This is a genomic window from Aquiluna sp., from assembly GCF_965064355.1.
The window spans coordinates 1-22,418 of the sequence record NZ_CBCHRQ010000016.1 but is presented as its reverse complement, the minus strand read 5'-3'; the positions used below and the strand labels follow the sequence as shown (position 1 = coordinate 22,418).

At 53.3% G+C, this 22,418-nt stretch carries 24 protein-coding genes and 1 riboswitch; of the genes, 8 read left to right on the top strand and 16 right to left on the bottom strand.

The annotated features are described in order from the left end of the window. Nucleotides 1-67: 67 nt before the first annotated feature. Nucleotides 68-1,285 carry an NADP-dependent isocitrate dehydrogenase gene (locus AC128V_RS02905; protein WP_482763179.1) on the top strand — a complete coding sequence of 406 codons (1,218 nt, stop codon included), beginning with the start codon at nucleotides 68-70 and terminating at the stop codon, nucleotides 1,283-1,285. 58 nt (nucleotides 1,286-1,343) lie between these two features. After that, nucleotides 1,344-2,243: a hypothetical protein gene (locus tag AC128V_RS02900; protein WP_482763178.1), complete on the top strand. Its 900-nt coding sequence runs from the start codon at nucleotides 1,344-1,346 to the stop codon at nucleotides 2,241-2,243. On the opposite strand, the gene purU is transcribed toward AC128V_RS02900, so the two are convergent. Beyond that, nucleotides 2,230-3,087, bottom strand: a complete 858-nt coding sequence (purU, locus tag AC128V_RS02895; RefSeq protein WP_482763177.1) for a formyltetrahydrofolate deformylase — start codon at nucleotides 3,085-3,087, stop codon at nucleotides 2,230-2,232. The two genes, AC128V_RS02900 and purU, sit on opposite strands and share 14 nt — an antisense overlap. 61 nt (nucleotides 3,088-3,148) lie before the next feature. Here purU and glyA point away from each other — a divergent pair, with 61 nt between their 5' ends. Next, a complete protein-coding gene (gene glyA / locus AC128V_RS02890) occupies nucleotides 3,149-4,429 on the top strand; it encodes a serine hydroxymethyltransferase (RefSeq protein ID WP_482763176.1) in 1,281 nt (426 codons plus the stop codon). A gap of 4 nt (nucleotides 4,430-4,433) precedes the next feature. Continuing rightward, the gene (locus AC128V_RS02885; protein WP_482763175.1) at nucleotides 4,434-5,288 is read left to right on the top strand and encodes a bifunctional methylenetetrahydrofolate dehydrogenase/methenyltetrahydrofolate cyclohydrolase; all 855 of its coding nucleotides are present in this window, start codon (nucleotides 4,434-4,436) and stop codon (nucleotides 5,286-5,288) included. On the opposite strand, the gene AC128V_RS02880 is transcribed toward AC128V_RS02885, so the two are convergent. From AC128V_RS02880 to AC128V_RS02860, 5 genes are read right to left on the bottom strand one after another with little or no spacing between them, the layout of a single operon-like run. Next, nucleotides 5,279-6,103: a tryptophan 2,3-dioxygenase gene (locus AC128V_RS02880; protein ID WP_482763174.1), complete on the bottom strand. Its 825-nt coding sequence runs from the start codon at nucleotides 6,101-6,103 to the stop codon at nucleotides 5,279-5,281. The two genes, AC128V_RS02885 and AC128V_RS02880, sit on opposite strands and share 10 nt — an antisense overlap. Then, on the bottom strand, nucleotides 6,100-7,416 hold the full coding sequence (locus AC128V_RS02875; RefSeq protein WP_482763173.1) for a kynureninase: 1,317 nt from the start codon (nucleotides 7,414-7,416) through the stop codon (nucleotides 6,100-6,102). Before AC128V_RS02875 ends, AC128V_RS02880 begins: the two co-directional genes overlap by 4 nt. A 15-nt stretch (nucleotides 7,417-7,431) precedes the next feature. Further along, the gene (locus AC128V_RS02870) at nucleotides 7,432-9,210 is read right to left on the bottom strand and encodes an ABC transporter ATP-binding protein (protein ID WP_482763172.1); all 1,779 of its coding nucleotides are present in this window, start codon (nucleotides 9,208-9,210) and stop codon (nucleotides 7,432-7,434) included. A 1-nt stretch (nucleotide 9,211) separates the two neighbouring features. After that, the gene (locus tag AC128V_RS02865; protein ID WP_482763171.1) at nucleotides 9,212-10,048 is read right to left on the bottom strand and encodes a hypothetical protein; all 837 of its coding nucleotides are present in this window, start codon (nucleotides 10,046-10,048) and stop codon (nucleotides 9,212-9,214) included. Nucleotides 10,049-10,092: 44 nt separating this feature from the next. After that, entirely contained in the window at nucleotides 10,093-10,566 is a 474-nt protein-coding gene (locus AC128V_RS02860; protein ID WP_482763170.1) for a DUF4188 domain-containing protein, read from the bottom strand. A gap of 241 nt (nucleotides 10,567-10,807) precedes the next feature. Here AC128V_RS02860 and AC128V_RS02855 point away from each other — a divergent pair, with 241 nt between their 5' ends. The 3 genes from AC128V_RS02855 to AC128V_RS02845 are packed head-to-tail and all read left to right on the top strand — an operon-like array spanning nucleotide 10,808 to nucleotide 13,418. Then, complete coding sequence (locus tag AC128V_RS02855; protein ID WP_482763169.1) at nucleotides 10,808-11,749, top strand: ABC transporter ATP-binding protein; 942 nt, start codon at nucleotides 10,808-10,810, stop codon at nucleotides 11,747-11,749. After that, nucleotides 11,749-12,579: an ABC transporter permease gene (locus AC128V_RS02850; protein WP_482763168.1), complete on the top strand. Its 831-nt coding sequence runs from the start codon at nucleotides 11,749-11,751 to the stop codon at nucleotides 12,577-12,579. The genes AC128V_RS02855 and AC128V_RS02850 overlap by 1 nt, the downstream gene beginning before the upstream one ends. Next, nucleotides 12,576-13,418 (top strand): ABC transporter permease, encoded by an 843-nt coding sequence (locus AC128V_RS02845; RefSeq protein WP_482763167.1) that lies wholly within the window; start codon nucleotides 12,576-12,578, stop codon nucleotides 13,416-13,418. Before AC128V_RS02850 ends, AC128V_RS02845 begins: the two co-directional genes overlap by 4 nt. Before the next feature lie 34 nt (nucleotides 13,419-13,452). Here the strand turns inward: AC128V_RS02845 and ribH are convergent, their stop codons facing one another. The 10 genes from ribH to sdhC all read right to left on the bottom strand — a co-directional run bounded on the left by ribH (nucleotide 13,453) and on the right by sdhC (nucleotide 22,224). Continuing rightward, complete coding sequence (gene ribH, locus AC128V_RS02840; RefSeq protein WP_482763166.1) at nucleotides 13,453-13,911, bottom strand: 6,7-dimethyl-8-ribityllumazine synthase; 459 nt, start codon at nucleotides 13,909-13,911, stop codon at nucleotides 13,453-13,455. Nucleotides 13,912-13,913: 2 nt separating this feature from the next. Next, nucleotides 13,914-15,146, bottom strand: a complete 1,233-nt coding sequence (ribA, locus tag AC128V_RS02835) for a GTP cyclohydrolase II (RefSeq protein ID WP_482763165.1) — start codon at nucleotides 15,144-15,146, stop codon at nucleotides 13,914-13,916. Further along, a complete protein-coding gene (locus AC128V_RS02830) occupies nucleotides 15,143-15,733 on the bottom strand; it encodes a riboflavin synthase (RefSeq protein WP_482763164.1) in 591 nt (196 codons plus the stop codon). Before AC128V_RS02830 ends, ribA begins: the two co-directional genes overlap by 4 nt. Beyond that, complete coding sequence (ribD, locus tag AC128V_RS02825; protein WP_482763163.1) at nucleotides 15,733-16,758, bottom strand: bifunctional diaminohydroxyphosphoribosylaminopyrimidine deaminase/5-amino-6-(5-phosphoribosylamino)uracil reductase RibD; 1,026 nt, start codon at nucleotides 16,756-16,758, stop codon at nucleotides 15,733-15,735. Before ribD ends, AC128V_RS02830 begins: the two co-directional genes overlap by 1 nt. A 58-nt stretch (nucleotides 16,759-16,816) precedes the next feature. Next, nucleotides 16,817-16,964: riboswitch (FMN riboswitch) on the bottom strand. Nucleotides 16,965-17,008: 44 nt separating this feature from the next. Further along, entirely contained in the window at nucleotides 17,009-18,010 is a 1,002-nt protein-coding gene (gene trpS, locus AC128V_RS02820) for a tryptophan--tRNA ligase (RefSeq protein ID WP_482763162.1), read from the bottom strand. A 7-nt stretch (nucleotides 18,011-18,017) separates the two neighbouring features. Further along, the gene (locus AC128V_RS02815) at nucleotides 18,018-18,842 is read right to left on the bottom strand and encodes an exodeoxyribonuclease III (protein WP_482763161.1); all 825 of its coding nucleotides are present in this window, start codon (nucleotides 18,840-18,842) and stop codon (nucleotides 18,018-18,020) included. 41 nt (nucleotides 18,843-18,883) lie between these two features. Next, on the bottom strand, nucleotides 18,884-19,618 hold the full coding sequence (locus AC128V_RS02810; RefSeq protein WP_482763160.1) for a succinate dehydrogenase iron-sulfur subunit: 735 nt from the start codon (nucleotides 19,616-19,618) through the stop codon (nucleotides 18,884-18,886). Then, the gene (sdhA, locus tag AC128V_RS02805) at nucleotides 19,618-21,381 is read right to left on the bottom strand and encodes a succinate dehydrogenase flavoprotein subunit (protein ID WP_482763159.1); all 1,764 of its coding nucleotides are present in this window, start codon (nucleotides 21,379-21,381) and stop codon (nucleotides 19,618-19,620) included. Before sdhA ends, AC128V_RS02810 begins: the two co-directional genes overlap by 1 nt. A gap of 10 nt (nucleotides 21,382-21,391) precedes the next feature. Further along, entirely contained in the window at nucleotides 21,392-21,832 is a 441-nt protein-coding gene (locus AC128V_RS02800) for a succinate dehydrogenase hydrophobic membrane anchor subunit (protein WP_482763158.1), read from the bottom strand. Continuing rightward, the gene (sdhC, locus tag AC128V_RS02795) at nucleotides 21,832-22,224 is read right to left on the bottom strand and encodes a succinate dehydrogenase, cytochrome b556 subunit (RefSeq protein WP_482763157.1); all 393 of its coding nucleotides are present in this window, start codon (nucleotides 22,222-22,224) and stop codon (nucleotides 21,832-21,834) included. Before sdhC ends, AC128V_RS02800 begins: the two co-directional genes overlap by 1 nt. Before the next feature lie 84 nt (nucleotides 22,225-22,308). Here sdhC and AC128V_RS02790 point away from each other — a divergent pair. Beyond that, on the top strand, nucleotides 22,309-22,418 hold a 110-nt coding region (locus AC128V_RS02790; RefSeq protein ID WP_482763180.1), incomplete at its 3' end, for a sugar phosphate nucleotidyltransferase.

The window sequence follows — 22,418 nt, the reverse complement described above, 5'->3', positions numbered from 1 at the left end:
GCCATGCTAACCGATAGGCTTGTGTCGGCTATTTCGCGCATGTAGCGCAGGTTTATCAGGAGAAAAATTGAACAAAATTAAGGTGATTGGCAAGGTCGTTGAACTTGACGGCGACGAGATGACTCGCATCATTTGGCAGGACATCAAGGACCACCTAATCCTTCCGTTTCTAGACGTTGATCTTGAGTACTACGACCTATCGGTTGAGAACCGCGACGCTACCGACGACCAGGTAACCATCGACGCAGCACACGCGATTCGTGAGCACGGTGTTGGTGTTAAGTGCGCAACCATCACCCCGGATGAGGCACGAGTTACCGAGTTCAAGCTAAAAAAGATGTGGAAGAGCCCAAACGGCACCATTCGTAACATCCTTGACGGCGTAGTTTTCCGCGAGCCAATCATCATCTCTAACGTGCCACGTTTGGTGCCGGGTTGGACCAAGCCAATCATCATTGGCCGTCACGCTCACGGTGACCAGTACAAGGCAACTGACTTCAAGGTTCCGGGCAAAGGCCGCGTAACCATGACCTGGACCCCAGCTGACGGTTCAGAACCACAGACCATGACCGTCGCTGACTACCCAGAAAACGGTGGCGTTGCAATGGGTATGTATAACTACATGGACTCGATCCGTGACTTTGCTCGCGCATCGTTCAACTACGGTCTGTCTCGCAACTACCCGGTTTACCTTTCCACCAAGAACACCATCTTGAAGGCCTACGATGGCGCGTTCAAAGATGCTTTCGAAGAGGTCTTCCAGGCCGAGTACGCAGCCAAGTTCGGGGCAGCCGGCATCACCTACGAGCACCGCCTGATCGACGACATGGTTGCGGCAGCGCTCAAGTGGGAGGGTGGCTACGTCTGGGCTTGCAAGAACTACGACGGCGACGTGCAGTCTGACACCGTGGCTCAGGGATTTGGCTCGCTAGGTCTTATGACTTCGGTGCTAACTACCCCAGATGGCAAGACCGCACTGGCTGAGGCTGCTCACGGCACCGTGACTCGTCACTACCGCCAGTGGCAGAAGGGCGAGAAGACCTCGACCAACCCAATTGCGTCGATCTTCGCCTGGACCAGAGGCCTTATGCACCGCGCCAAGCTAGACGGCACACCTGAGGTTCACGAATTTGCTGAAACCCTAGAGGACGTCATCATCAAAACCGTTGAGGCCGGTCACATGACCAAGGACCTTGCAGCTTTGGTTGGCCAGCAGCAGGCATGGCAGAGCACCGAGGAGTTCATGGCTACCTTGGCTCAGAACCTAAAGGCCAGAATCGGTTAATCGATAAGGCTGTGGAAAACCCCCTGCAAGAAATTGCTGGGGGTTTTACTTTTTCCCCATGGCTAATTACTCAAGAATCTTGCTTGCATCCGCACTAATTGGACTTAGTGCGCTGCCAGCGGGCGCAGCTGGAGACCCAGTGCCAACCGTGGTAGGCGCATTCGCCGAGCAGGTGTCAATCAACAAAACGCGATTTATCTTGATGTTCGATGCACCAATTGAAAACCTAACCAGCGATGACTTTCGAGTAACCGTTGGCTGCTTATTCGGATACCTAGAGGTGCTAGATGCCACCGCACAGGTTGAGCTTCTGGACTGCCCTTCGGGATTGGTTGAGCTGGTGTTACTGGCAAACACTGTTGGATCAAGCTCCCTGGGGCCATCGGAGGACTACGTGGTCGGTATCGAAATCGATGCCACAGTTCCAGGCGTCCCTACTCCACCACCTGTCACGACTCCGGAACCAACCCCAACCCCGACTCCGGAACCAACCCCAACCCCGACTCCGGAACCAACTCCACCTCCAATCGCGAATCCAGAACCAGCCCCGACTCCACCACCAAGCGTTGAGTTGCCAACAACCTCGCCCGAGATCCAGCAATCTTCAAGTCCATCGGTTTCGGATTCGGCAGTGGTTGCTGTTTCTGAATCGGCGATCGTCGAATGGGATACGGAGCTTGTTGTGGTGACAATCACTCCGCCTGCAAATAGTGAGCCAGAGGAGACTGCTATGGACCAAGAATCCTTGCTAGCTGCCCTTCAAGAAGAAAACGACACACAGGCCGCGGATTCTCCCAGGATGGTTGAAGTGACTTCAGAGGAAGTGGTTATCGAGTCGGTCGCGGGTGAAAAGCTGGAATCTGATCAGACCAAAGGTTCACAATGGATCTGGCTTATTGGTTTGGGGTCGCTGACCCTGCTGGTAATCGGATTAGTCAGAGGGTTTAGCGGAAGATGATGGTGCGCTGGCCATCCAGCAGGACACGGTGCTCTGCGAACCACTTGACCGCCTGAGTCAAAGTCTTTGACTCAGCATCCTGACCAATTTCAACTAGGTGCTGTTTGGAATCGGAGTGCTCAACGCGAGTGACGTTTTGCTCGATGATCGGACCTTCGTCTAGGTCTTCGGTCACAAAGTGAGCAGTTGCTCCAATCAGCTTCACACCGCGAGCGTGAGCCTGGGCGTAGGGGTTTGCACCTTTGAAGCCAGGCAGGAAGCTGTGGTGGATGTTGATGATTCGGCCGGTGAAGTCCTTGCAGAACTCAGGGGAGAGGATTTGCATGTAGCGGGCTAAAACAATCAGCTCAATGCCCTGCTCGGCAATCAACTGGCGCAGGTGACTCTCGAAGTTCGTTTTCTCCTGCTGGGTCTGAACCTTGAAGCTTTCAAATTCGATGCCGTAGAACTCCGCTAGGTTTTCAAGATCTGGGTGGTTTCCCACGATTCTTGGAATCTCAATTGGCAAAAGACCAGCGCGCTGTCGGTAGAGCAGGTCGTTCAAAGTGTGTGAAGCCTTAGATACCAAAACCAGAGTCTTCATCTTGCGACCAACGTGATCAAGCACGTAGGTCATCTCAAAGCGAGTTGCAATTTCTTCGAACTGCCTGCCAAAAGCTTCCTTGGTGGTGTCTGCCTCAATCTGAAGGCGCATGAAGAATCTGCCGGTGTCCAGCGAGGTGTATTGCTGGCTCTCGGTGATGTTGCCGCCTATTTCAACCACAGCTCCGGTAATCGCATGCACGATACCTTTTTGGTCAGGGCATACAAACGTTAGGACCCAGTGTTCTTTTGAGCTAGCCATCCCCCAATCCTATTGAGTGATTCGCCAAAGAAAGGCCCTTGCGGGCTGGTAAACTTGTGCCATGCCAACTCAACCAGCCAGCTTTAGTTCACCGCTTTCCGAGACCGATCCGGAAATTGCTGCCGTCTTGGAGCAAGAACTTGATCGTCAGCGTCACACCCTTGAGATGATTGCCAGCGAAAACTTTGTGTCACGCGGCATCTTGGAGGCGCAGGGTTCTGTGCTCACCAATAAGTACGCCGAGGGATACCCAGGCAAGCGCTACTACGGTGGTTGTGAGGCTGTGGACGTTGCAGAGGAGCTAGCTCGTAATCGAGCCAAGGAGCTCTTTGGTGCTGAGCACGCAAACGTGCAGCCACACTCCGGTGCTACGGCTAACGCTGCGGTAATGATGGCTTTGGCCAACCCAGGCGAGAAGATTTTGGGATTGTCGCTGGCTCACGGTGGTCACCTAACCCACGGTATGAAGCTAAATTTCTCGGGCAAGATGTATGAGCCGCACGCCTACGAATTGGACCCAAACACCTACCTGATCGACATGGACAATGTTCGCGAGCGAGCACTTGAAGTTCGCCCGAAGGTTTTGATCGCAGGTTGGTCGGCCTACTCTCGCCACTTGGATTTCGCAGCCTTCCGCTCCATCGCGGATGAGGTTGGCGCAAAGCTTTGGGTAGACATGGCTCACTTCGCAGGTTTGGTGGCAGCCGGTGTTCACCCAAGCCCAGTTCCTTATGCCGACGTGATTTCCTCAACCGTTCACAAGACCTTGGCTGGACCTCGTTCCGGAATGATTTTGTGCAAAGAAGAACTTGCCAAGAAGATCGACTCCGCTGTGTTCCCAGGCCAGCAGGGTGGACCGCTAATGCACGTGATCGCTGCAAAGGCAGTTGCCTACAAGGCAGCGATGCAGCCAGATTTCATAGATCGTCAAAAGCGCACCATTGAGGGCGCACAGATCATCGCCGAGCGTTTGGTTCAGCCAGATGTGGCTGCAGCAGGTGTTTCGGTTCTAACCGGCGGAACCGATGTGCACTTGGTTTTGGTTGACCTTCGAAACGCACCAATCACCGGTCAGGACGCAGAGAATATCCTGCACGAGGCCGGCATCACCGTGAACAAGAACTCAGTGCCATTTGACCCACGTCCACCAATGGTTACCTCAGGCATCCGCATCGGAACTCCTGCGTTGGCAACCCGTGGCTTTGGCGCAGAGGAATTCACTGAGGTTGGAGACATTATTGCTAACGCTCTAAAGCCAGGTGCTGACCTTGCTGCACTGCGCGCTCGCGTTCACAAGCTCACTGAAAGCATTCCGCTTTACTCAAATCTCGAAAACTGGTAAATCCTTGACTGCAATCGTGCTCGATGGCTTGGCTACCGCCAAGGCAATCAAAGCCGAACTCGCTCTCCAGGTCGCCAAGCTGCACCAAGCCGGCATCAAGCCTGGTCTTGGAACGCTTTTAGTTGGAGACGATCCTGGGTCGCAAACATATGTCGCTGGCAAGCACCGCGATTGTGCGGAGATTGGCGTGCATTCGGTTCGCATCGACCTTCCCGCCTCAGCTTCTCTTAGCGATATCAAAGCGGCGGTTAGAGACCTAAATGACTCCAAAGAAGTTACCGGCTACATTGTTCAGCTGCCGCTTCCCAAGGGCATTGATTCAAATTCGATTTTGGAGTTGATGGATCCGGCTAAAGATGCAGACGGTCTTCACCCAATAAACCTTGGCAGGTTGGTAATGAACGTCTCCGGTGAGATGTCTTCGCCACTGCCATGCACTCCCAGTGGAATCGTTGAGCTGCTTCGTCGCTACCAGGTGCCAACCGCAGGTGCCGAGGTAGCCATTATTGGTCGAGGTCTAACTGTTGGTCGACCGCTTGGATTGCTAATGACCCGCAAGGGCATCGATTCAACCGTCACAATGCTTCACAGTGCGAGCAAGGACATTCCTGAAGCTGTTCGCCGAGCAGACATCGTGGTCGCAGCCCTAGGTCAGCCCCACTTCGTAAAGCCAGAGTGGATCAAGCCCGGTGCTGCTGTTCTTGATGTTGGCATCACGAGAACCGCTACTGGGCTAACTGGAGATGTCGATCCAAGAGTTGCCGAGGTTGCCGGTTGGTTTTCACCAAATCCTGGTGGCGTAGGGCCGATGACCAGAGCGATGTTGCTGAAGAACGTAGTTCTAGCAGCTCAAAACTGAGAGCGAATAGCCCACAAATCTGGAAACACCGGGTTGAACAGCGTGCTCGCAAGATAACCAGCCCCGCTTGAACCTCCGCTACCCATCTTGCGACCGATGGTTCGCTCGACCATCTTCACGTGACGGTAACGCCACTCCTGAAGCCCCTCATCAAAATCAACCAGCGCTTCAGAGACCATAGAGGCCTCTGGGTCGGATCTGTGTAGCTCAATCAAAACCTGCTGCACTTCCTCGTTTGGCTCCCAATTAGCTGTGACATCGCGCGTTAGTGCACCCTCTGGCATTGCCTTTCGAGAGTGGAAATAGTGCAGCGCTGAATCCCATAGCGATGGTCGAAGCATGGCGGCCTCCACCTTGGCGCGGGCCGCGGAACCTGGAACAAGGTGTTCTGCCATTCCCATGCCGCTGCCCTTATCGGCATTAGCGCCTGCATGGTCGCGACGACCCAATACAGCTTCCAACTCTCTGAACTGGGCAGACTGAAAACCCGATGCGCTTGAAAGTCGAGCGCGGAAGGAGTTGAACTGCAGCGGAGTCATGGTCTCGAGAATATCGAGCTGAGAAACACAGGTCTTCATGATGGTTCTCACCCGGCCCAAAAGCGATAGTGATCGATGAGTATCTCCTGCCTCAAGGGCCTTCTGGGAAGCTGCGACTTCGTGCAGGATCTGCTTGAACCACAATTCGTAGACCTGGTGAATGGTTATGAATAGCAATTCATCGTGTTCTGGGCCATCGCTGAGTGGCTGCTGCAATGTGAGCAGCTCATCAACCTTGAGGTAGGAGGTGTAGCTGACGTGCTTATCGTGGGTCATGTGACGCGGTTCCCATCTAGCTGGACTTTTTTGTAATCACCAGATGACACAAGATCGCGAAGCCTCTCAAAGCCATCGAATACCTCGGTGTAGCTGGTGGCAAGCGGTGAGATTGCCAATCTAATTGCTCCTGGTTCGCGGTAGTCCGGAATCACATTCTTTAGCTTTCGAAGGGCAACCGCTATTTGCTTGGCATCTTGGTGAATCACGATGATATGCCCACCACGCTTTTTGGAATCGCGTGGAGTCCCCAAAGTGAAGCCAAGTGGTGCCAACCAGGCATCAAATAGTTCAATCATCAGATCTGTGCCTTTGGCAGCCTTGGCTTGAATTTTCTCGATTCCGGCTTCAGCGATCATTTCAAATGCAACTTCAACCCCGCGGATTCCTATGATGCTAGGGCTGGCGATTTGGAAGCCTCGAATACCTTCGGCCTTTTCATAGAAAGGACCCATTTCAAACTGTCGATCATTCGAGAACCAACCCTGAATAGGGATGCGCAACTGGTCCTGCAGTTCTTTACGGATAAACATCCAGCCCGGTGAGCCAGGGCCTGAGTTGCCATATTTATAAGTGCAGCCAACCGCTAAGTCCACGCCGTTTGCATCGAATTGAAGGTCAATGGCACCGGCCGCGTGTGAGCAGTCCCAAATCACTAGCGCTCCGTGCTTTCGGGCAACGTCGGTAATTCCCTTGATGTCAGGCCTGCCACCAGAGCGGTACTGGATCGCCTGCAGGGTTACGAACGCAACATCATCACTGAGGTGCTTTTCAAGCTCCTGTGGGCTTATTAGTTCGCAGTCATGTTCGACATCAACAGCACCAGGACCACCAAGGCCATCGTTATTCAAGGTAATTAGGTTCAGGCCTAATTGCTCCGCGATGCCAGCCAAGATGTAGCGATCGGTTGGGAAATTTGCTGAGTCGATGATTACGGTTTTGCGTCCAGGTCTAGCTTTCAGCGCAGCCATGCAGAGTTGGTAGAAATTCACGCTCGTGGTGTCACACACCAGGGTCTGACCATCGGTGGTGCCAAGCACGCTTCTGGCCAAAAGATTTCCAGCTGACTGTGCCTGGTCAATCCAATGACTCCAGCCATCGACCAATTCCGGCGCCCACTCATTGAGCAGGAAGTGGTTTATGACCTCAACCGTTTTCTTGGGAAGTCGCCCTAGGGAATTGCCATCTAGGTAGCAAAGATTTGGGTCGGTTATGACAAATTGCTCTTTGTAATGTGCCAGTGGGTCGGCAAGATCGAGCTTTTCTGCAAAGCTTCGTTGCGTTGCCGAGGACTGGCTTTGGGCCGCACTCATGGCCCAACTCTACAACTAGACCAGTAGCTGGTGCTTCGCAAGCTCCGCATAGAGCGGAGTGGACTTGACAAGCTCAGAGTGGGTTCCTGAACCAACCACCTTGCCGCGTTCTAGAACAATGATTTGGTCGCTGTCGACAACGGTTGAAAGCCTGTGAGCAATCACAATAAGTGTTCGGTTTTTAGCAACCGCATCAATGGCTTCGCGCATGCGCTGCTCGTTCGGCCCATCAAGTGCGCTGGTTGATTCATCAAGCAACAGAATCGGGGGAGCAGCAAGCAGAGCCCTTGCGATCGCAAGTCTTTGGCGCTCTCCTCCAGAGAGCATGATGCCGTTTTCGCCAACCTCGGCATCAAGACCGGAGGCATCACGGTTTAGCACCTCGGTGAGATTCACCATATCCAAAACCTGTCGAAGATCCTCATCGGTAGCTTCGGCGCGGCCCAGCAGCAGGTTCTCTCGAATCGATCCGGCCAGCACAGGAGCGTCCTGCTCGACATAACCAATCTGCGAGCGCAGGGTCTCTAGTGACATCTCTTTTACGCGCTGGCCATCCAGCAGGATTTCACCGGAAGTTGGTTCGTAGAACCGCTCGATTAGCGAGAAGATGGTGGATTTTCCAGCGCCGGATGGTCCAACTAGCGCGACCCTGGTACCACGAGGAATCTGGAATGAGACGTTCTCCAGGATGGGTTTTGATTCTTCGCCTTCGGCAGCTTCGTAGTTGAAACCGATCATTGAGAATTCAACAGCGTTATCGCCAGCTGGGACTAAGCCACCCTGTCCCTGGTCCTCCTCGTCGATAACCATAATCTCTTGAATTCGAGCCAAGGCACCCAGCGCGCTCATCACTGATGAGTAGGCACCGAAGGCCGAGATAAGAGGACCAACCATGAAGAACAACAGAATCACAAAGGTGACCAGGCTGGAGATTGAGGTCGCACCGGTGGCAACGCGAAGACCGCCTAGTCCAAGCACCACAATGAATGCGGTGTTGAAAGCAATCTGTGCGATTGGAGCCACGATCGCACTTAGCTTTGCAATCTTGACGCCCTGGTCATAAGCGGCAATCGCATCCTTGTCGATTGCCTCTGCCTCTCGAGTCTCGGCGCGGGCAGCTCTAATGGTTCGAATCGCTCCTAGTGCTCGCTCAACCGATGCGCTCATGGCACCGACCTTTTGCTGAGCCTTTGTGGTTGCGCTTCGCAACTTACGACCAGTCATTGCGATCGCGGCAACGGCAACAAAAACCACCAACAAGGTAGAACCCAAAAGAATCGGGTCAATAAACGCCATCACGATAATCGCGCCAAAAAACTGCAGCATCCCACCAACTGCGTCCACTAAGCCCTGGGTAAGGACGGACTTGAGCAGTGTCGAGTCGGCACCAACTCTGGAAACTAGATCTCCGATGCGGCGGCGGTCATACTCTTTGATTGGAAGGCGTAGCAGCCTGGAAACCAGCTTTCTCCTGGTGCCAAGCACCACGCCCTCGCCGGTTCGATACAGCAAGAAGAATTGAAAACCATTGATCAAAGCGGCGCTCACCAAAAGCACAACTATCCCAATGGCCAAATTCGTAAATTCCTTACCCTCTTCAACCGCAGAGATAACCTGACCCATCAAAAGCGGTTGGCCCAATGAAAGTAGCGAGGTGAAAATCGAAAGAACCAGGGCAACAATGAGTGCCTTTTTGTGGTCTAAGAGGTAGGGGGTGAGGTCGCTGAGTTTTGCTCTGGGGCCCTTGTATTCTCTGGACCTTGGGTTCTCGGTTGGGTCGCGGTAATCGCTCAAGTTACGCCTCTAGTCTGATCATTGGGTCACCAAAGATCGCCTCGTTGAGCAGGTAATTCAGCTCGGGCAGAGCCAGTGCTCTGGTGTATGAGGTGTTCAGTGTGAACCTCTCATAATCTAACCCTTCAATGACGTCAAACACTCTGGCATCGGAAACTGTGAGGAACATCAAAGTTGTGTTTGCAGCCCGTGGGAAGTCCCGGTAAACCTTGCCGCAGCCAAAGCCAAAGACCCTGATTGCCAAATCCGCTGCCTCGGGACTGCACTTTTTTACCAAGCCCTGATCTTCGACTCTAGCCTTGGGGCGAAGATCAGCACGCTTCTCCCATATTTGAAAACAGGTTCGCAGATCATTGTTGGTGCCAATTTGTTCGCCTGAGTCGGTCACGTAGTTCACGGCAACATCCTGATCGGAAACCAGGTGAAAGCGGCGATCAAGGCGGTTTTGCACCGACCACTTTCTCCATGACCTCGGGACCAAGAAGGCGATGAAGTCGCTGTGCTCGGCGGCGTGATTGAAAAACGGAATCGACAGCGAGTTGTTTCGCCCAAAGGGGGGATTCGAAACCGTAACCAAGTTCTCACCCTTGGGGATGTATTTTAGAAAGTCGGCCTCTTGAACCCCTGGATGCTTAGGGTAAAGATCTACCGCTTCAATGGACTTGGCCCCCAGCTGAATCAGCGCATCAATGAAGGCACCGTTGCCTCCAGAGGGTTCTAAGAAGCTGTGGTCGATTCCTGTAACTACCAGAAGCTGCGTGCTCAATTCAAGTGCTAGGTCTTTTGGGGTGTAATACTGCTCCACCCCGGTCTTACGACGATTACCCAGCTTCTCCATGGGAGAAAGATATCAAGCTTTGCCAGGTAGCTAGACCAAACGGCCTACTTTCCAGAAAGTCTGGCTTTCGCGGTGTTACGCGCCCCTGATGCCGATTGGACATTGCCCACTTTTCCGAATCCAAAAGGTGGCATGTTGACGTAGATATTCTCAGTCTTTGACTTATCGATTAGGTAGGTCTCGTGCCAGATCCCCACTGAATCGGACTTCATCGCCAGCTGGTTGTATGCCTTCCATGCCGGTAGATGTTCAGAATCCTTGGCTTTTGAATAGGCAATCAACTTTTCTGCACTTTCCCAGTATTGAACCAAGATAATCGTGCGAGAAAACCACATTTGGTATGACAAAAAACCTAGCTGTCGATTGATGTGGAGTTCTTTGAGCATTTTCGGCATCGCCGCAAATACTGGCAGCCAATGGTGGATCGCAAACCAATTGTTTACGCGCATGCCAATTAGGAAAAGAACAAAGTCTCTCTCCGGCACAGCTGTCAATCGCTCTTTACTAATCTTTGCCATCTTTCGGCCCAATCTTTCTTTGCGACAAATGCTAGAGCTCAGATCAGTTTAAGGCTCGTTCAGTTTCCACAGATTGGATGGAACGGTTTACCGATTTTGTCTACAAATGTTCTCTTAACGGAATTTCAGAGGAAGCTTTTTCTTATCCAATCGAAACACATCTACCCAGATGAGTAACTAAATCAGTTCAGTTTGCTAACCTAAAACGCTGCCCTGATTTGGGCCTGAAATGGAGACAAAGTTGTCGAAAAGTGTTGAGCGCGAAGCCGTTATCCGCGCTCGTTCCCTTACCAAGAAGTACAAAGATTTTGTGGCTGTAGACGGTATTGACTTTGATGTTTACCGCGGAGAGTCCTTCGGACTTCTCGGCCCAAACGGTGCTGGGAAATCCACGACTATGAAGATGATTACTTCGGTGTCCCAGCGCACCTCTGGTGAGCTGACGATTTTAGGTAAAGAGCCAAACGACAAGGGCCCTGAGATTCGTGCACACCTTGGTGTTGTGCCGCAAAAAGACATGTTGGACCGTGAACTAAAGGTTTGGGAGAACTTAGTCACCTATGGTCGTTATTTTGGACTGCCTCGTAAGTGGCTAAAGACCAAGGTTGAAGAGCTATTGGAGTTTGCGCAGCTAACCGACAAGCGAAACGAAAAAGCCGACAACCTTTCAGGCGGTATGCAGCGTCGTTTGGCTATCGCCCGTGGACTGGTAAACGAGCCAGAAATTTTGCTACTGGATGAGCCAACTACTGGTTTGGATCCGCAAGCCAGACACATTTTGTGGGACCGGCTCTTCCGTCTGAAGGAACAGGGCGTCACATTGGTGCTAACCACCCACTACATGGATGAAGCTGAGCAGCTTTGTGACCGCATCATCGTGATGGATAAGGGCAAGATCATGGCAGAAGGCTCACCTGCCGAGTTGATTCGCGCATACTCCTCGAAGGAAGTTGTTGAGCTCCGCTTTGGTACCGACAAGAACGAAGTAGTTGCCAAGCAGCTTGAGGGTCGCGGAGAACGCCTTGAGCTGTTGCCAGACCGAATTTTGATTTACACCGACAAGGGAGAAGTGCTTCTTACCTCGATTCTTGAATCCGGTCTTCACCCGGTTACCTCGCTGGTTCGCAGGTCATCGCTTGAGGATGTCTTCTTACGTCTGACCGGTAGGACGTTGGTCGACTAATGTCCCTCGAATTCAAACCCGGTAGCGCGGTAGATCCAAAGCGGGCAGTGCGCTTTGGCGCTTGGCGAGTAGCCGAGTACCGCTTCTACGCCATGAGTAAGTGGATGACCTCGGTCATCGCCTTTGGGCTTGGTAACCCGATTTTGTACTTGATTTCGGTTGGTCTAGGCATCGGTGCTTTGGTTGATGCCAATACCGGTGGCGGTGGCATCTTGGGTGTCCCCTACATCCAGTTTGTTGCTCCTGCGCTTTTGGCATCTGCTGCCATCCAGGGAGTGATGGATGAGGTGACCTTCCCAACCATGGATGGTTTTGTCTGGGACAAAGTCTTCTTCGCAATCAATGCCACCAGCGTTTCGACAACTCAAATTGCCAATGGTGTAATGATTGTCGCCCTTGGTAGGGGACTGTTCACTACCTTGATGTATCTGGGTGTGCTCTTGGCCTTCGGTGCGGTTCCGCTCTCCAGCGTTTTGCCACTGCTGCTCTCTTCTATGTTGGCCGGCTGGGGTTGGGCGTCTGTGATGCTTGCGATTACGGCAAGACTCGAGCGCGATGAGGGCTACTTTGCACTTATTGGCCGATTCGTAATTGCACCGATGTTTCTATTTTCCGGAACCTTTTATCCGCTTGAGCAGATGCCAATCTTCTTGCAGCCTTTGGGTTGGATCTCGCCACTTTGGCACGCGGTGCAGCTAGGTCGCCATCTTTCATACGGCATGGAACTTGCTGATGGCATGTTCTTGGTCCACCTGGCATACCTTGCAATCATGGGCATTGTCGGCATGCGTTTTGTGTATCCAAAGTTTAGGGAGCGTCTGTCTCGATGATTACTCACGCTTTGATTACGCAGGCGGTTGCCATCGCAGAAAAGCGATCCAAACGCCCGGGCGCATCGGTTTATTCGGGTCGAGCCACGGTCATGATCGAAAGAGCTCTCTATGCAGCCAAGAGTTCAAACTGGTTGATCATTATCTCCGGCTTCGTTGAGCCAGTGCTCTACCTGATGGCCTTTGGTTTTGGAATCGGACAGCTGATTGGAGATATCCAAGACGGCAGTGGCAATCCGGTTAGCTATGCGGCCTACATCGCTCCAGCACTATTGGCGACTAGCGCAATGAACGGTGCGCTCTATGACGCGACATGGAACGTGTTTTTCAAGATGCACTCTGGCAAGATCTACCAGGTCATGCTCTCGAGCTCACTTGGTCCGATGGATGTGGCTCTAGGTGAAATCTCATGGGCACTTCTCAGGGGTGCCGCCTACTCGATCGGCTTTATGGCGATTGTTACGCCACTGGGGCTGGTTACCAGTGCCTGGGGACTGCTTGCGATTCCGGCTGCGACTCTGATTGCTTTTGGTTTTGCATCGGTTGGTATGGCGATTACTTCCTACATGAAGAACTTCCAGCAGATGAACTGGATCAACTTCTTCCTGCTTCCGATGTTCCTGTTCTCCGGAACCTTCTTCCCAGTTAGCGTTTACCCGGACTGGATTGAGGTCATCGTGAAAGCGCTGCCACTTTGGCAGGGAGTTGACCTGGTCAGATCCTTGATGCTGGGAGTGATTGACCTCAGCGTGCTGGGACACATCGCTTACTTTGTGGTGATGATTGCCCTTGGCTTGAGCTTCACAACCGTGAGACTCAAGGCTTTGTTTATGCGATAGTTTGGCGCGATGGCGAATCGTTGAGAAAAGGCGACTAACGCAGGTTGGCCATCGCCAAGGCAGCTTGAACAGCTTCCTTGCCTTTGTCTTCCTTGGACCCTTCTAAGCCCGCTCTTGCAAGTGCTTCGCTCTCGTTGTTCACAGTCAGCAGTCCAAACCCAATTGGAATTGCGCGGTCAAGCTGAACTCTGGTGAGGCCTTCGGTGGCGGCGTTGCAGACGAAGTCAAAGTGCGGGGTTTCGCCCCTAAGCACGACTCCGAGCGCAATCACCACGTCTGCGCCTTTTTCCGCTGCCCACTTGGCTGCCAATGGCAACTCGAATGCGCCAGGTACGGTTTGTTGGATTACTTTGGTGGCACCTGATGCCTCAAGCTCGCGAAGAGCTCCAGCAACTAGGCCATCCATGATCTGGGTGTGCCAGCTTGTCGAGATTACGTAAATTTTCTTACCCGCCGCGCTAGAGCGCAGTTCGGGAGCACCTGATCCACTCACGGTTACAGGCTAGCTGGAAATTGGTGTCCCATGCGCTCGCGTTTTACCTGCAGGTAACCGGTGTTCTCTGCGGCAAGACCTACGATCAAAGGAACAGTCTCATTTACCGGAATACCCGCTTCAATCAAGAAATCGCTCTTAGCTGGGTTGTTGGTCATTAGACGGACACTCTTGATACCGAGGTCGTGCAGGATCGCAACAGCTGCGCCGTACTCACGAGCCTCGGAAGGAAGTCCCAGGGCAAGGTTGGCATCTACGGTGTCGAGACCCTTTTCCTGAAGTGCATAGGCCTTGAGCTTGTTTAGAAGTCCAATTCCGCGACCTTCTTGACCGCGCAGGTAAATTACTACGCCACCGTTTGGGTCTGCAGTTGCAGCGTCCATTGCAGCATCTAGCTGTGGGCCACACTCACACTTGAGTGAACCAAAGGCCTCGCCGGTGATGCACTCTGAGTGCAGGCGGACAAGTACGTTCTCGCCGGTTGGGTTACCGGAAATCAATGCCACGTGGTCGGCGGTGGTTTCAACGTCGTAGTAGCCGCGGAGTCTGAAGTCTCCGTGGGTGGTAGGAACGTTTGCTTCGGCCTCAAATCGGATGCGGTTGGCAGGCTGAGTCTGCTTAAACTCGCGACGCGATAGGTGGTCCTTTAGGTTTGCAATGGTGGTCATAGGTATGTCAAACCGCTTAGCGGTATCCAATAATTCCCCAAACCTCATCATTGTTCCATCGTCATTAACCATCTCGGCCATTAGGCCTACCGGTTGAAGACCTGCCAAAAGCAATAAATCAACCGCAGCTTCGGTGTGACCAGAGCGTTCTAAAACACCACCTGGCTTCGCGCGAAGTGGCAAAACGTGACCTGGGCGAATCAAAGATTCAGCCGTGGAGTTTGGGTCTGCCAGTACTCGACCGGTAAGGGCTCGCTCGGCAGCGCTGATTCCGGTTGAGGTTCTGCTGGCAGCATCCACGCTCACGGTGTAGGCGGTGTGGTGAGGATCTTCGCTGTTGATCCACATCAAGGGCAATTCCAGCTGGTTAGCTCGGTCTGTGCTCATTGGTGCGCAGATGTAACCGGAGGTGTAGCGAATCATCCACGCCAACCACTCTTGGGTGGCGAACTCGGCGGCGATAATTGCGTCGCCCTCGTTCTCGCGGTCCTCGGCATCGGATACCAGAACCGGCTTGCCAGCCTGCAGGGCTGCAATTACCTCTTCAATGCTTGAAAGTTGACTCATTTGAATTGCAAAAGCCTCTCAATGTGCTTCGCGAGTACGTCCGCCTCAACGTTGACCTTTTCGCCTGGGTTCTTGTAGCCCAGGGTGGTCACTTCTAAAGTTTCTGGAATCAGCGAAACCGCAATGTGGTCTTCGCCTAGTTCGTTCACTGTCAGTGAGATGCCATCGATAGTGATGGAGCCTTTCATCACGACATACTTCATAAGATCTGCCGGAATGCGAACCCGCACCCAGTCCCAGTTATCGCTTTTCTCGCGAGAGATAACCTCGCCAACACCATCAACGTGACCCTGCACGATGTGACCACCAAAGCGGGTTTCGTGCTGCATGGCGCGCTCTAGGTTGATGACATCGCCAACCTTTACCTCGCTCAAACTTGAACGCTTTAGGGTCTCAAGCATCACGTCTGCGGTGAAGGAGGTGCCATCGATTTCCATCGCGGTTAGGCAAGTGCCCGAGCAGCTGATCGAGTCTCCGCGCTTTAGGTCGCTGAGTACTTTGCCGCAGGATATCGTCAATCGAATAGCGTCTGGCTGCTTCTCGATGGCAGAAACTCTTCCAAGCTCTTCAATGATTCCGGTGAACATTAGGCCCTCCTGGCTCTAAGAAAAATGTCGCTACCTAATTGCTGGATCTCAAAAATCTCCAGGCGATGTGCCTCGGCGATGTTGCCAACTCCAATGTCGCTAAGTGCCGTCTTAGGTCCACCAATTAGAGCCGGGGCAAGGTAGATCTGATACTCATCAACTAGGTTCTCGCGCTCAAACTGGCTAGCCAGGGTTGGGCCACCTTCCACCAGGAGGTGTTTCACGCCACGTGCCCAAAGGTCCGTAAGCGCATCCTCTAGATTTCTGGTTTGAAGGTGAATAGTCGGTGCTTTGTCATTAAAGATCTTGCGGTCCTGAGGTAGCTCTCGCTGGCCAATCACCACTCGAATTGGCTGGTGCTCAAAGTAGCTGCCATCAGGCTTGCGAGCGGTAAGTTCCGGGTCGTCGGCCAACACGGTTCCAGTTCCAACAGCAATGCCGTCGATTTGGGACCTAGTGATGTGGGTGTGCTCGCGAGATGCCGGACCTGAGATCCACTGGCTGGTGCCATCTTCAGCTGCATTTCTACCATCGAGGCTGCTTGCCCACTTCAATGTCACGAAGGTTCGCTTATTTCGATTCGCAGTTAGCCAAACTCTTATCTGGTGATCGGCTTCCTGCGAGAGGAATCCTTCGATCACTTCGATGCCAGCTTCGCGAAGTGCATCAGCCCCATTGCCGGAAACATCTCCTGGATCTTGAGATGCAAAAACAACCCTGGAGATCCCCGCCGCAATCAATGCTTGCGTGCAAGGACCGGTTCTGCCGGTGTGATTGCATGGTTCGAGAGTCACTACAGCGGTTAGGTTCGCAGGTGGATTGCTCCCGTAGGTTTCGCTTAGGTTGGTAAGCGCCATGACCTCGGCGTGAGCGGTGCCGGCACCCTCGTGCCAACCCTCAGCAATGATGTTCAAATCTTCATCGAGAATGACAGCGCCGACCTGGGGGTTTACGCCGTAGGAAGGACCATTTAGGGCAAGTTCGAGTGACCTGCGCATTGCAGGTTCGAATGCTTGCTGGTTCATTTCGCCCTCTCGGTAATCACAGACCGCGGGCGCGCGAGAAAAACGGGTGCACAGCACCCATGTTCTTCTCCCATCCGGACTTTAACCGTCGGTACCGGAATTTCACCGATTCAACCGCCTGAGGTCATTTAGCTGGCTGCCAAACTCCCAGTCGGGTCGCGGACTTTAACCGCCGGCTCAGATTTTCACTGACCCCGAAGAACTGTGTTACTTAGAACAATACTTGTTTTGGCTAGAAAATTCCTTAGTGCTATGGGCGCACAAAGCCGAGCTTGTCGTAAACGTCAGAAAGCGTGTGCTCGGCAATTTGATTTGCCTTCGCGGCACCCTTGGCCAAAAGCCGGTCAAGTTCGGCAGGATCAGCCAACAATTCCTGAGCCCTAAGTCGAATTGGGTCCAGAGCGGCCACCACTGCATCCGCAACGGCGGTCTTTAGTGCTCCATAGCCTTGGCCCTGCAGCGAGGAAGCAAAGGCCTCAATGCTCTCGCCGGTGATTGCGCTGTAAATACCAATCAGGTTTGAAACCCCAGGCTTAGCTTCGCGGTCAAAGCGAATCTCGCCGTCGGTGTCGGTAACGGCACTCTTGATCTTCTTGGCGATCACGCTGGGTTCGTCCATAAGGTTCACAAGACCCTTTGGGTCCTGCGCAGACTTAGACATCTTCGCAGTTGGCTCCTGAAGGTCATAAATCTTCGCGGTCTCTTTCAAGATCTGTGCCTCAGGGACCTCAAAAGTCTTACCGAATCGAGAGTTGAATCTGGTTGCTAGGTCCCTGGTTAGCTCTAGGTGCTGGCGCTGGTCTTCGCCAACCGGGACTGCCTTTGGTTGGTAGAGCAGGATGTCGGCAGCCTGCAAAATCGGGTAGGTGAAAAGACCAACAGAAGAGTTGTCCGCTCCGCCTTTTTGACTCTTGTCCTTGAACTGAGTCATACGGCTGGCCTCACCAAAGCCGGTGATGCAGTTCAAAACCCATGCCAACTGGGCGTGAGCAGGAACGTGAGACTGCACGAACAGTGCTGACTTATTTGGGTCAATTCCAGCTGCAATGTATTGGGCTGCGGTGCGACGGGTGTTTTGACGAAGTTCGCTTGGGTCCTGCGCAACGGTGATGGCGTGTAGGTCAACGATGACGTAGTAGGCGTTGAAGTCATCCTGCATCTTTACCCACTGGGTAAGCGCACCAAGGTAGTTGCCTAGGTGAAGGCTTGCAGCGCTTGGCTGCATTCCCGAGAGCAGGTTTGGCTTTGTCATTTTTGTCCTACAGGTCGTATTCGACGTTCACGGGCGTGTGATCGGTCCAACGGGTGTCATAGCTTGGAGCTCTATCAACCCGATAATTCTGCCCCTTTTCCGCAAGCTTTGGGGTAGCTAGTTGGTAATCGATTCTCCAGCCGGCATCGGTGTCAAAGGCTTGGCCACGGAATGACCACCAGGTGTATGGACCTGGCACGCCCGGGTGGGCGAGCCTGCCCATGTCCACCCAGCCCTGGTTTGCAAAGCCATCGAAGAAGGCTCGCTCCTCGGGCAGGAAGCCGGCATTTTTTAGATTGCCCTTCCAGTTTTTGATATCCAACTCGGTGTGACCAACATTTAGGTCTCCCACCACAACCGCATACTCGCGGTTTTTGATCAGCCATTGCATGCGCTCGGACATGGCGTTTAGAAACTTGTACTTCTCAACTTGCTTCGGGGTATCAACCTCGCCGGAGTGAACATAGACACTCACCACGGTAAAGATGCCGCTCGGTGTTTCAAAGTCAGCTTCGATCCAGCGACCTGCGGAGTCAAATTCATCCGGCCCAAGATTGACCCTAACCTCAAGGGCTGGTTGCTTGGAGAGAATGGCAACACCTGCTCGACCCTTGGCGGTGGCTTCATGGTCATAGATGTTCCAGCCACCCGGGATGGCAATCGGACCGTCAACCGCAAGGGCTAGCAATTCGCCCTGAGGCGCGCGAACCTCCTGCAGGCAAAGAATGTCTGGGTCGGCTTCTTTGAGCCACTGCGCCATCGACTTCTTGGCGGCAGCCCTGATGCCATTTACATTGACAGTTGTGACTTTGAGCATTGGTTGGTTATCCATATCTCTCGGTCCTAGAGCCATTGCGACTCAACGACTTATGGTTACGGCTTACCGCGCAGGATAGCCTGCTTGACCTCTGCGATTGCCTTGGTGATTTCAATTCCACGAGGGCAAGCCTCGGTGCAGTTGAAGGTGGTGCGGCAACGCCAAACACCTTCTTTATCGTTCAAGATGTCGATGCGCACCTGAGCGCCTTCGTCTCTGGAGTCAAAGATAAAGCGGTGGGCATTCACAATCGCGGCAGGTCCAAAGTACTGACCATCGGTCCAGAACACCGGGCAGCTGGTGGTGCAGGCAGCACACAGAATGCACTTGGTGGTGTCCTCGTAGCGAGCACGGTCCTCAGGGGACTGCAGACGCTCCTTCTCAGGCTTGTCAGAGGCAATCAAGAATGGGTTTACATCCTTGTATGCCTGGTAGAAAGGGTTCATGTCGACAATCAGGTCCTTCTCAACTGGAAGGCCCTTGATTGGCTCGATGTAGATCGGCTGCGAAATGTCTAGATCTTTGATTAGGGTCTTGCAGGCTAGGCGGTTACGACCATTGATACGCATGGCATCCGAGCCACAAACACCGTGAGCGCAGGAGCGACGGAAGGTTAGGGAACCATCCTGCTCCCACTTGATCTTGTGCAGGGCATCAAGCACGCGGTCGGTGCCAAACATCTCGACGTCGTAGTCAACCCACTTTGGCTCGGTGTCGTTCTCTGGATCGAAGCGACGAACGATGAGGGTCACCTGGAATGAGGCAACTTCTGCGATCTTCGGCTGAGACATTAGTACTTGCGCTCCATCGGCTGGTAGTTGGTAATGACGACTGGCTTCCAGCCGAGCTTCATGTTGGTTCCGGTCGCCTTGTCGATCTTGTCGATCTTGTAGGCCATCGAGTGAACCATGAACTTCTTGTCATCGCGATCTGGGAAGTCCTCGCGAAGATGTGCTCCACGAGACTCGCGGCGCTCGCGGCAAGTGATAACGGTCACCTCGGCAAGATCCAATAGGAAGCCAAGTTCAACGGCCTCTAGCAGGTCGGTGTTGAAACGACGTCCCTGGTCCTGGATCGAGATGTTCTCGTAGCGTCCTCGGAGCTCCATAATCTTGTCCCAAGCTTCCTGCAGAGTCTCCTCGGTGCGGAAAACCTGGGCATTTTTGTCCATGGTTTCCTGAAGCTCCTTGCGAAGCTGCGCAACCTTTTCCTTGCCCTTGGCTTTGCGGACCTTCTCCAGCATTGCAAGTACCTCATCGGCAGCATTCTCTGGAAGCGGGACCTGCTTGGCGGTCCTGGCATACTCAACCGCGTACTTTCCAGCCCGCTTACCAAAGACGTTGATGTCTAGTAGCGAGTTGGTTCCCAGGCGGTTTGCACCGTGAACCGAGACACAAGCACATTCACCAGCTGCGTAAAGACCTGGCACCACGGTGTCGTTGTCGCTGAGCACCTCTGCCTTGATGTTGGTTGGAATGCCACCCATCGCGTAGTGCGCGGTTGGGAACACTGGAACCGGCTCGGTGTAAGGCTCAACGCCCAGGTAGGTTCTAGCAAATTCGGTGATATCCGGAAGCTTGGCATCAATAACCGCAGGCTCTAAGTGGGTTAGGTCCAAGAACACGTAGTCCTTGTTTGGACCGCCACCGCGACCCTCGCGAACCTCGTTAGCCATTGCACGAGCAACCATGTCACGCGGAGCTAGGTCCTTGATGGTCGGGGCATAGCGCTCCATGAAGCGCTCACCAGATGCGTTGCGGAGAATACCGCCCTCACCACGAGCTGCCTCGGAGAGCAGAATTCCAAGGCCGGCTAGACCGGTTGGGTGGAACTGGTAGAACTCCATGTCCTCCAGCGGCAGTCCCTTGCGGTAGATGATGCCAACGCCATCACCGGTAAGGGTGTGAGCGTTCGAGGTGGTCTTATAGATCTTGCCGAAGCCACCGGTTGCAAAGATGATCGACTTTCCAGAAAAGACGTGAATATCGCCGGTTGCCAGCTCATAGGCAACCACACCAGCTGGCTTGCCCTTGTTCATAACTAGATCAAGCACATAGAACTCGTTGTAAAACTCGATGCCGAGCTTTACGCAGTTTTGGTAAAGGGTCTGCAGAATCATGTGGCCGGTGCGGTCGGCTGCGTAGCAGCTGCGTCGAACTGGAGCCTTACCGTGATCGCGGGTGTGACCACCAAAGCGACGCTGGTCGATCTTGCCGTCTGGGGTTCTGTTGAAAGGTAGACCCATGTTCTCAAGGTCGATAACGGCTTGAACTGATTCCTTGGCCAAAATCTCAGCGGCATCCTGGTCAACCAGGTAGTCGCCACCCTTCACGGTGTCGAAGGTGTGCCACTCCCAGCTGTCCTCTTCTACGTTTGCAAGGGCTGCAGCCATGCCGCCCTGAGCCGCACCGGTGTGGGAGCGGGTTGGGAAAAGCTTGGAAACCACTGCCACCTTGGTGTCAGTGCCTGCCTCAATCGCCGCGCGCATGCCAGCGCCACCAGCGCCGACGATCACCACGTCGTACTGGTGATAGGTCACGTTGTCGTTGGCCATGATTTCCTAACTAGTTTGCTGGGCAGAAGGAAGGCAATAGCTCGAGAGCTGCGCCAGCTGGGCAAGGGTCAAAAGTAAAGATGACTAGGGTTCCTAGCACAATCAAAAGAGCACATACGATCCAGAGCGTGTAGTTCAGACCGACACGAACCTTTTCCTTCTCGGCGTAGTCGTTCACGATGGTGCGCATACCGTTGGTGCCGTGGATCAAAGCAAGCCAGAGCATTGCCAAGTCCCAGACCTGCCAGAACGGATCTGCCCACTTGCCAGCAACAAATGCAAAGTCAATTGCCTTGATGCCATCACCAAGCACAAGGTTCACGATTAGGTGAGTAAAGATCAGAACAATCAGCAGCGGCCCGGAGACGCGCATAAATAGCCAGCCGTACTTCTCCCAGTTGGCTGCCTTACGGCTTCGAGGCTGGTTTGGGATTTCAATTACCACGTTCATTAGTGGCCTCCAAAGACTCGAGCTAGGTGAACCGGGGTAAAGCCGGCAACCAAAACTGCGGTGATCACGATGACTGCCCAGAACATCATGTTTTGGTACTTGGTGCCCTTGGACCAGAAGTCCACCGCGATGATTCTTAGTCCATTTAGTCCGTGGAACAGGATTCCAATCACAAGACCAAGCTCGGCTAGACCGACGATTGGAGTCTTGTAGGACTCAATAACGACGTTGTATGCCTCTGGGCTAACTCGCACCAATGCGGTGTCCAGGACGTGCACAAGTAGGAAAAAGAAGATTGCCACACCGGTGATGCGGTGTAGAACCCAGGACCACATGCCCACTTTGCCGCGGTACAAGGTTCCTGCTGGCCGTGTTGCCAAGCTAGCCTCCATGGATAGTTTCGGGTTGGGTCTAATTCTAACCAATCAAAGCCCTTGGGCTTTCCCAAAAAGCCAAGAAACATCTAGGGTGATTAGGTGAACTCTTCGAAAAGTACCAACCTTGACAACTTCTTTGCCGTCATCCCCGCTGGTGGCGTAGGTTCCAGGCTTTGGCCACTATCCAGGGCCAGTGCACCGAAGTTTCT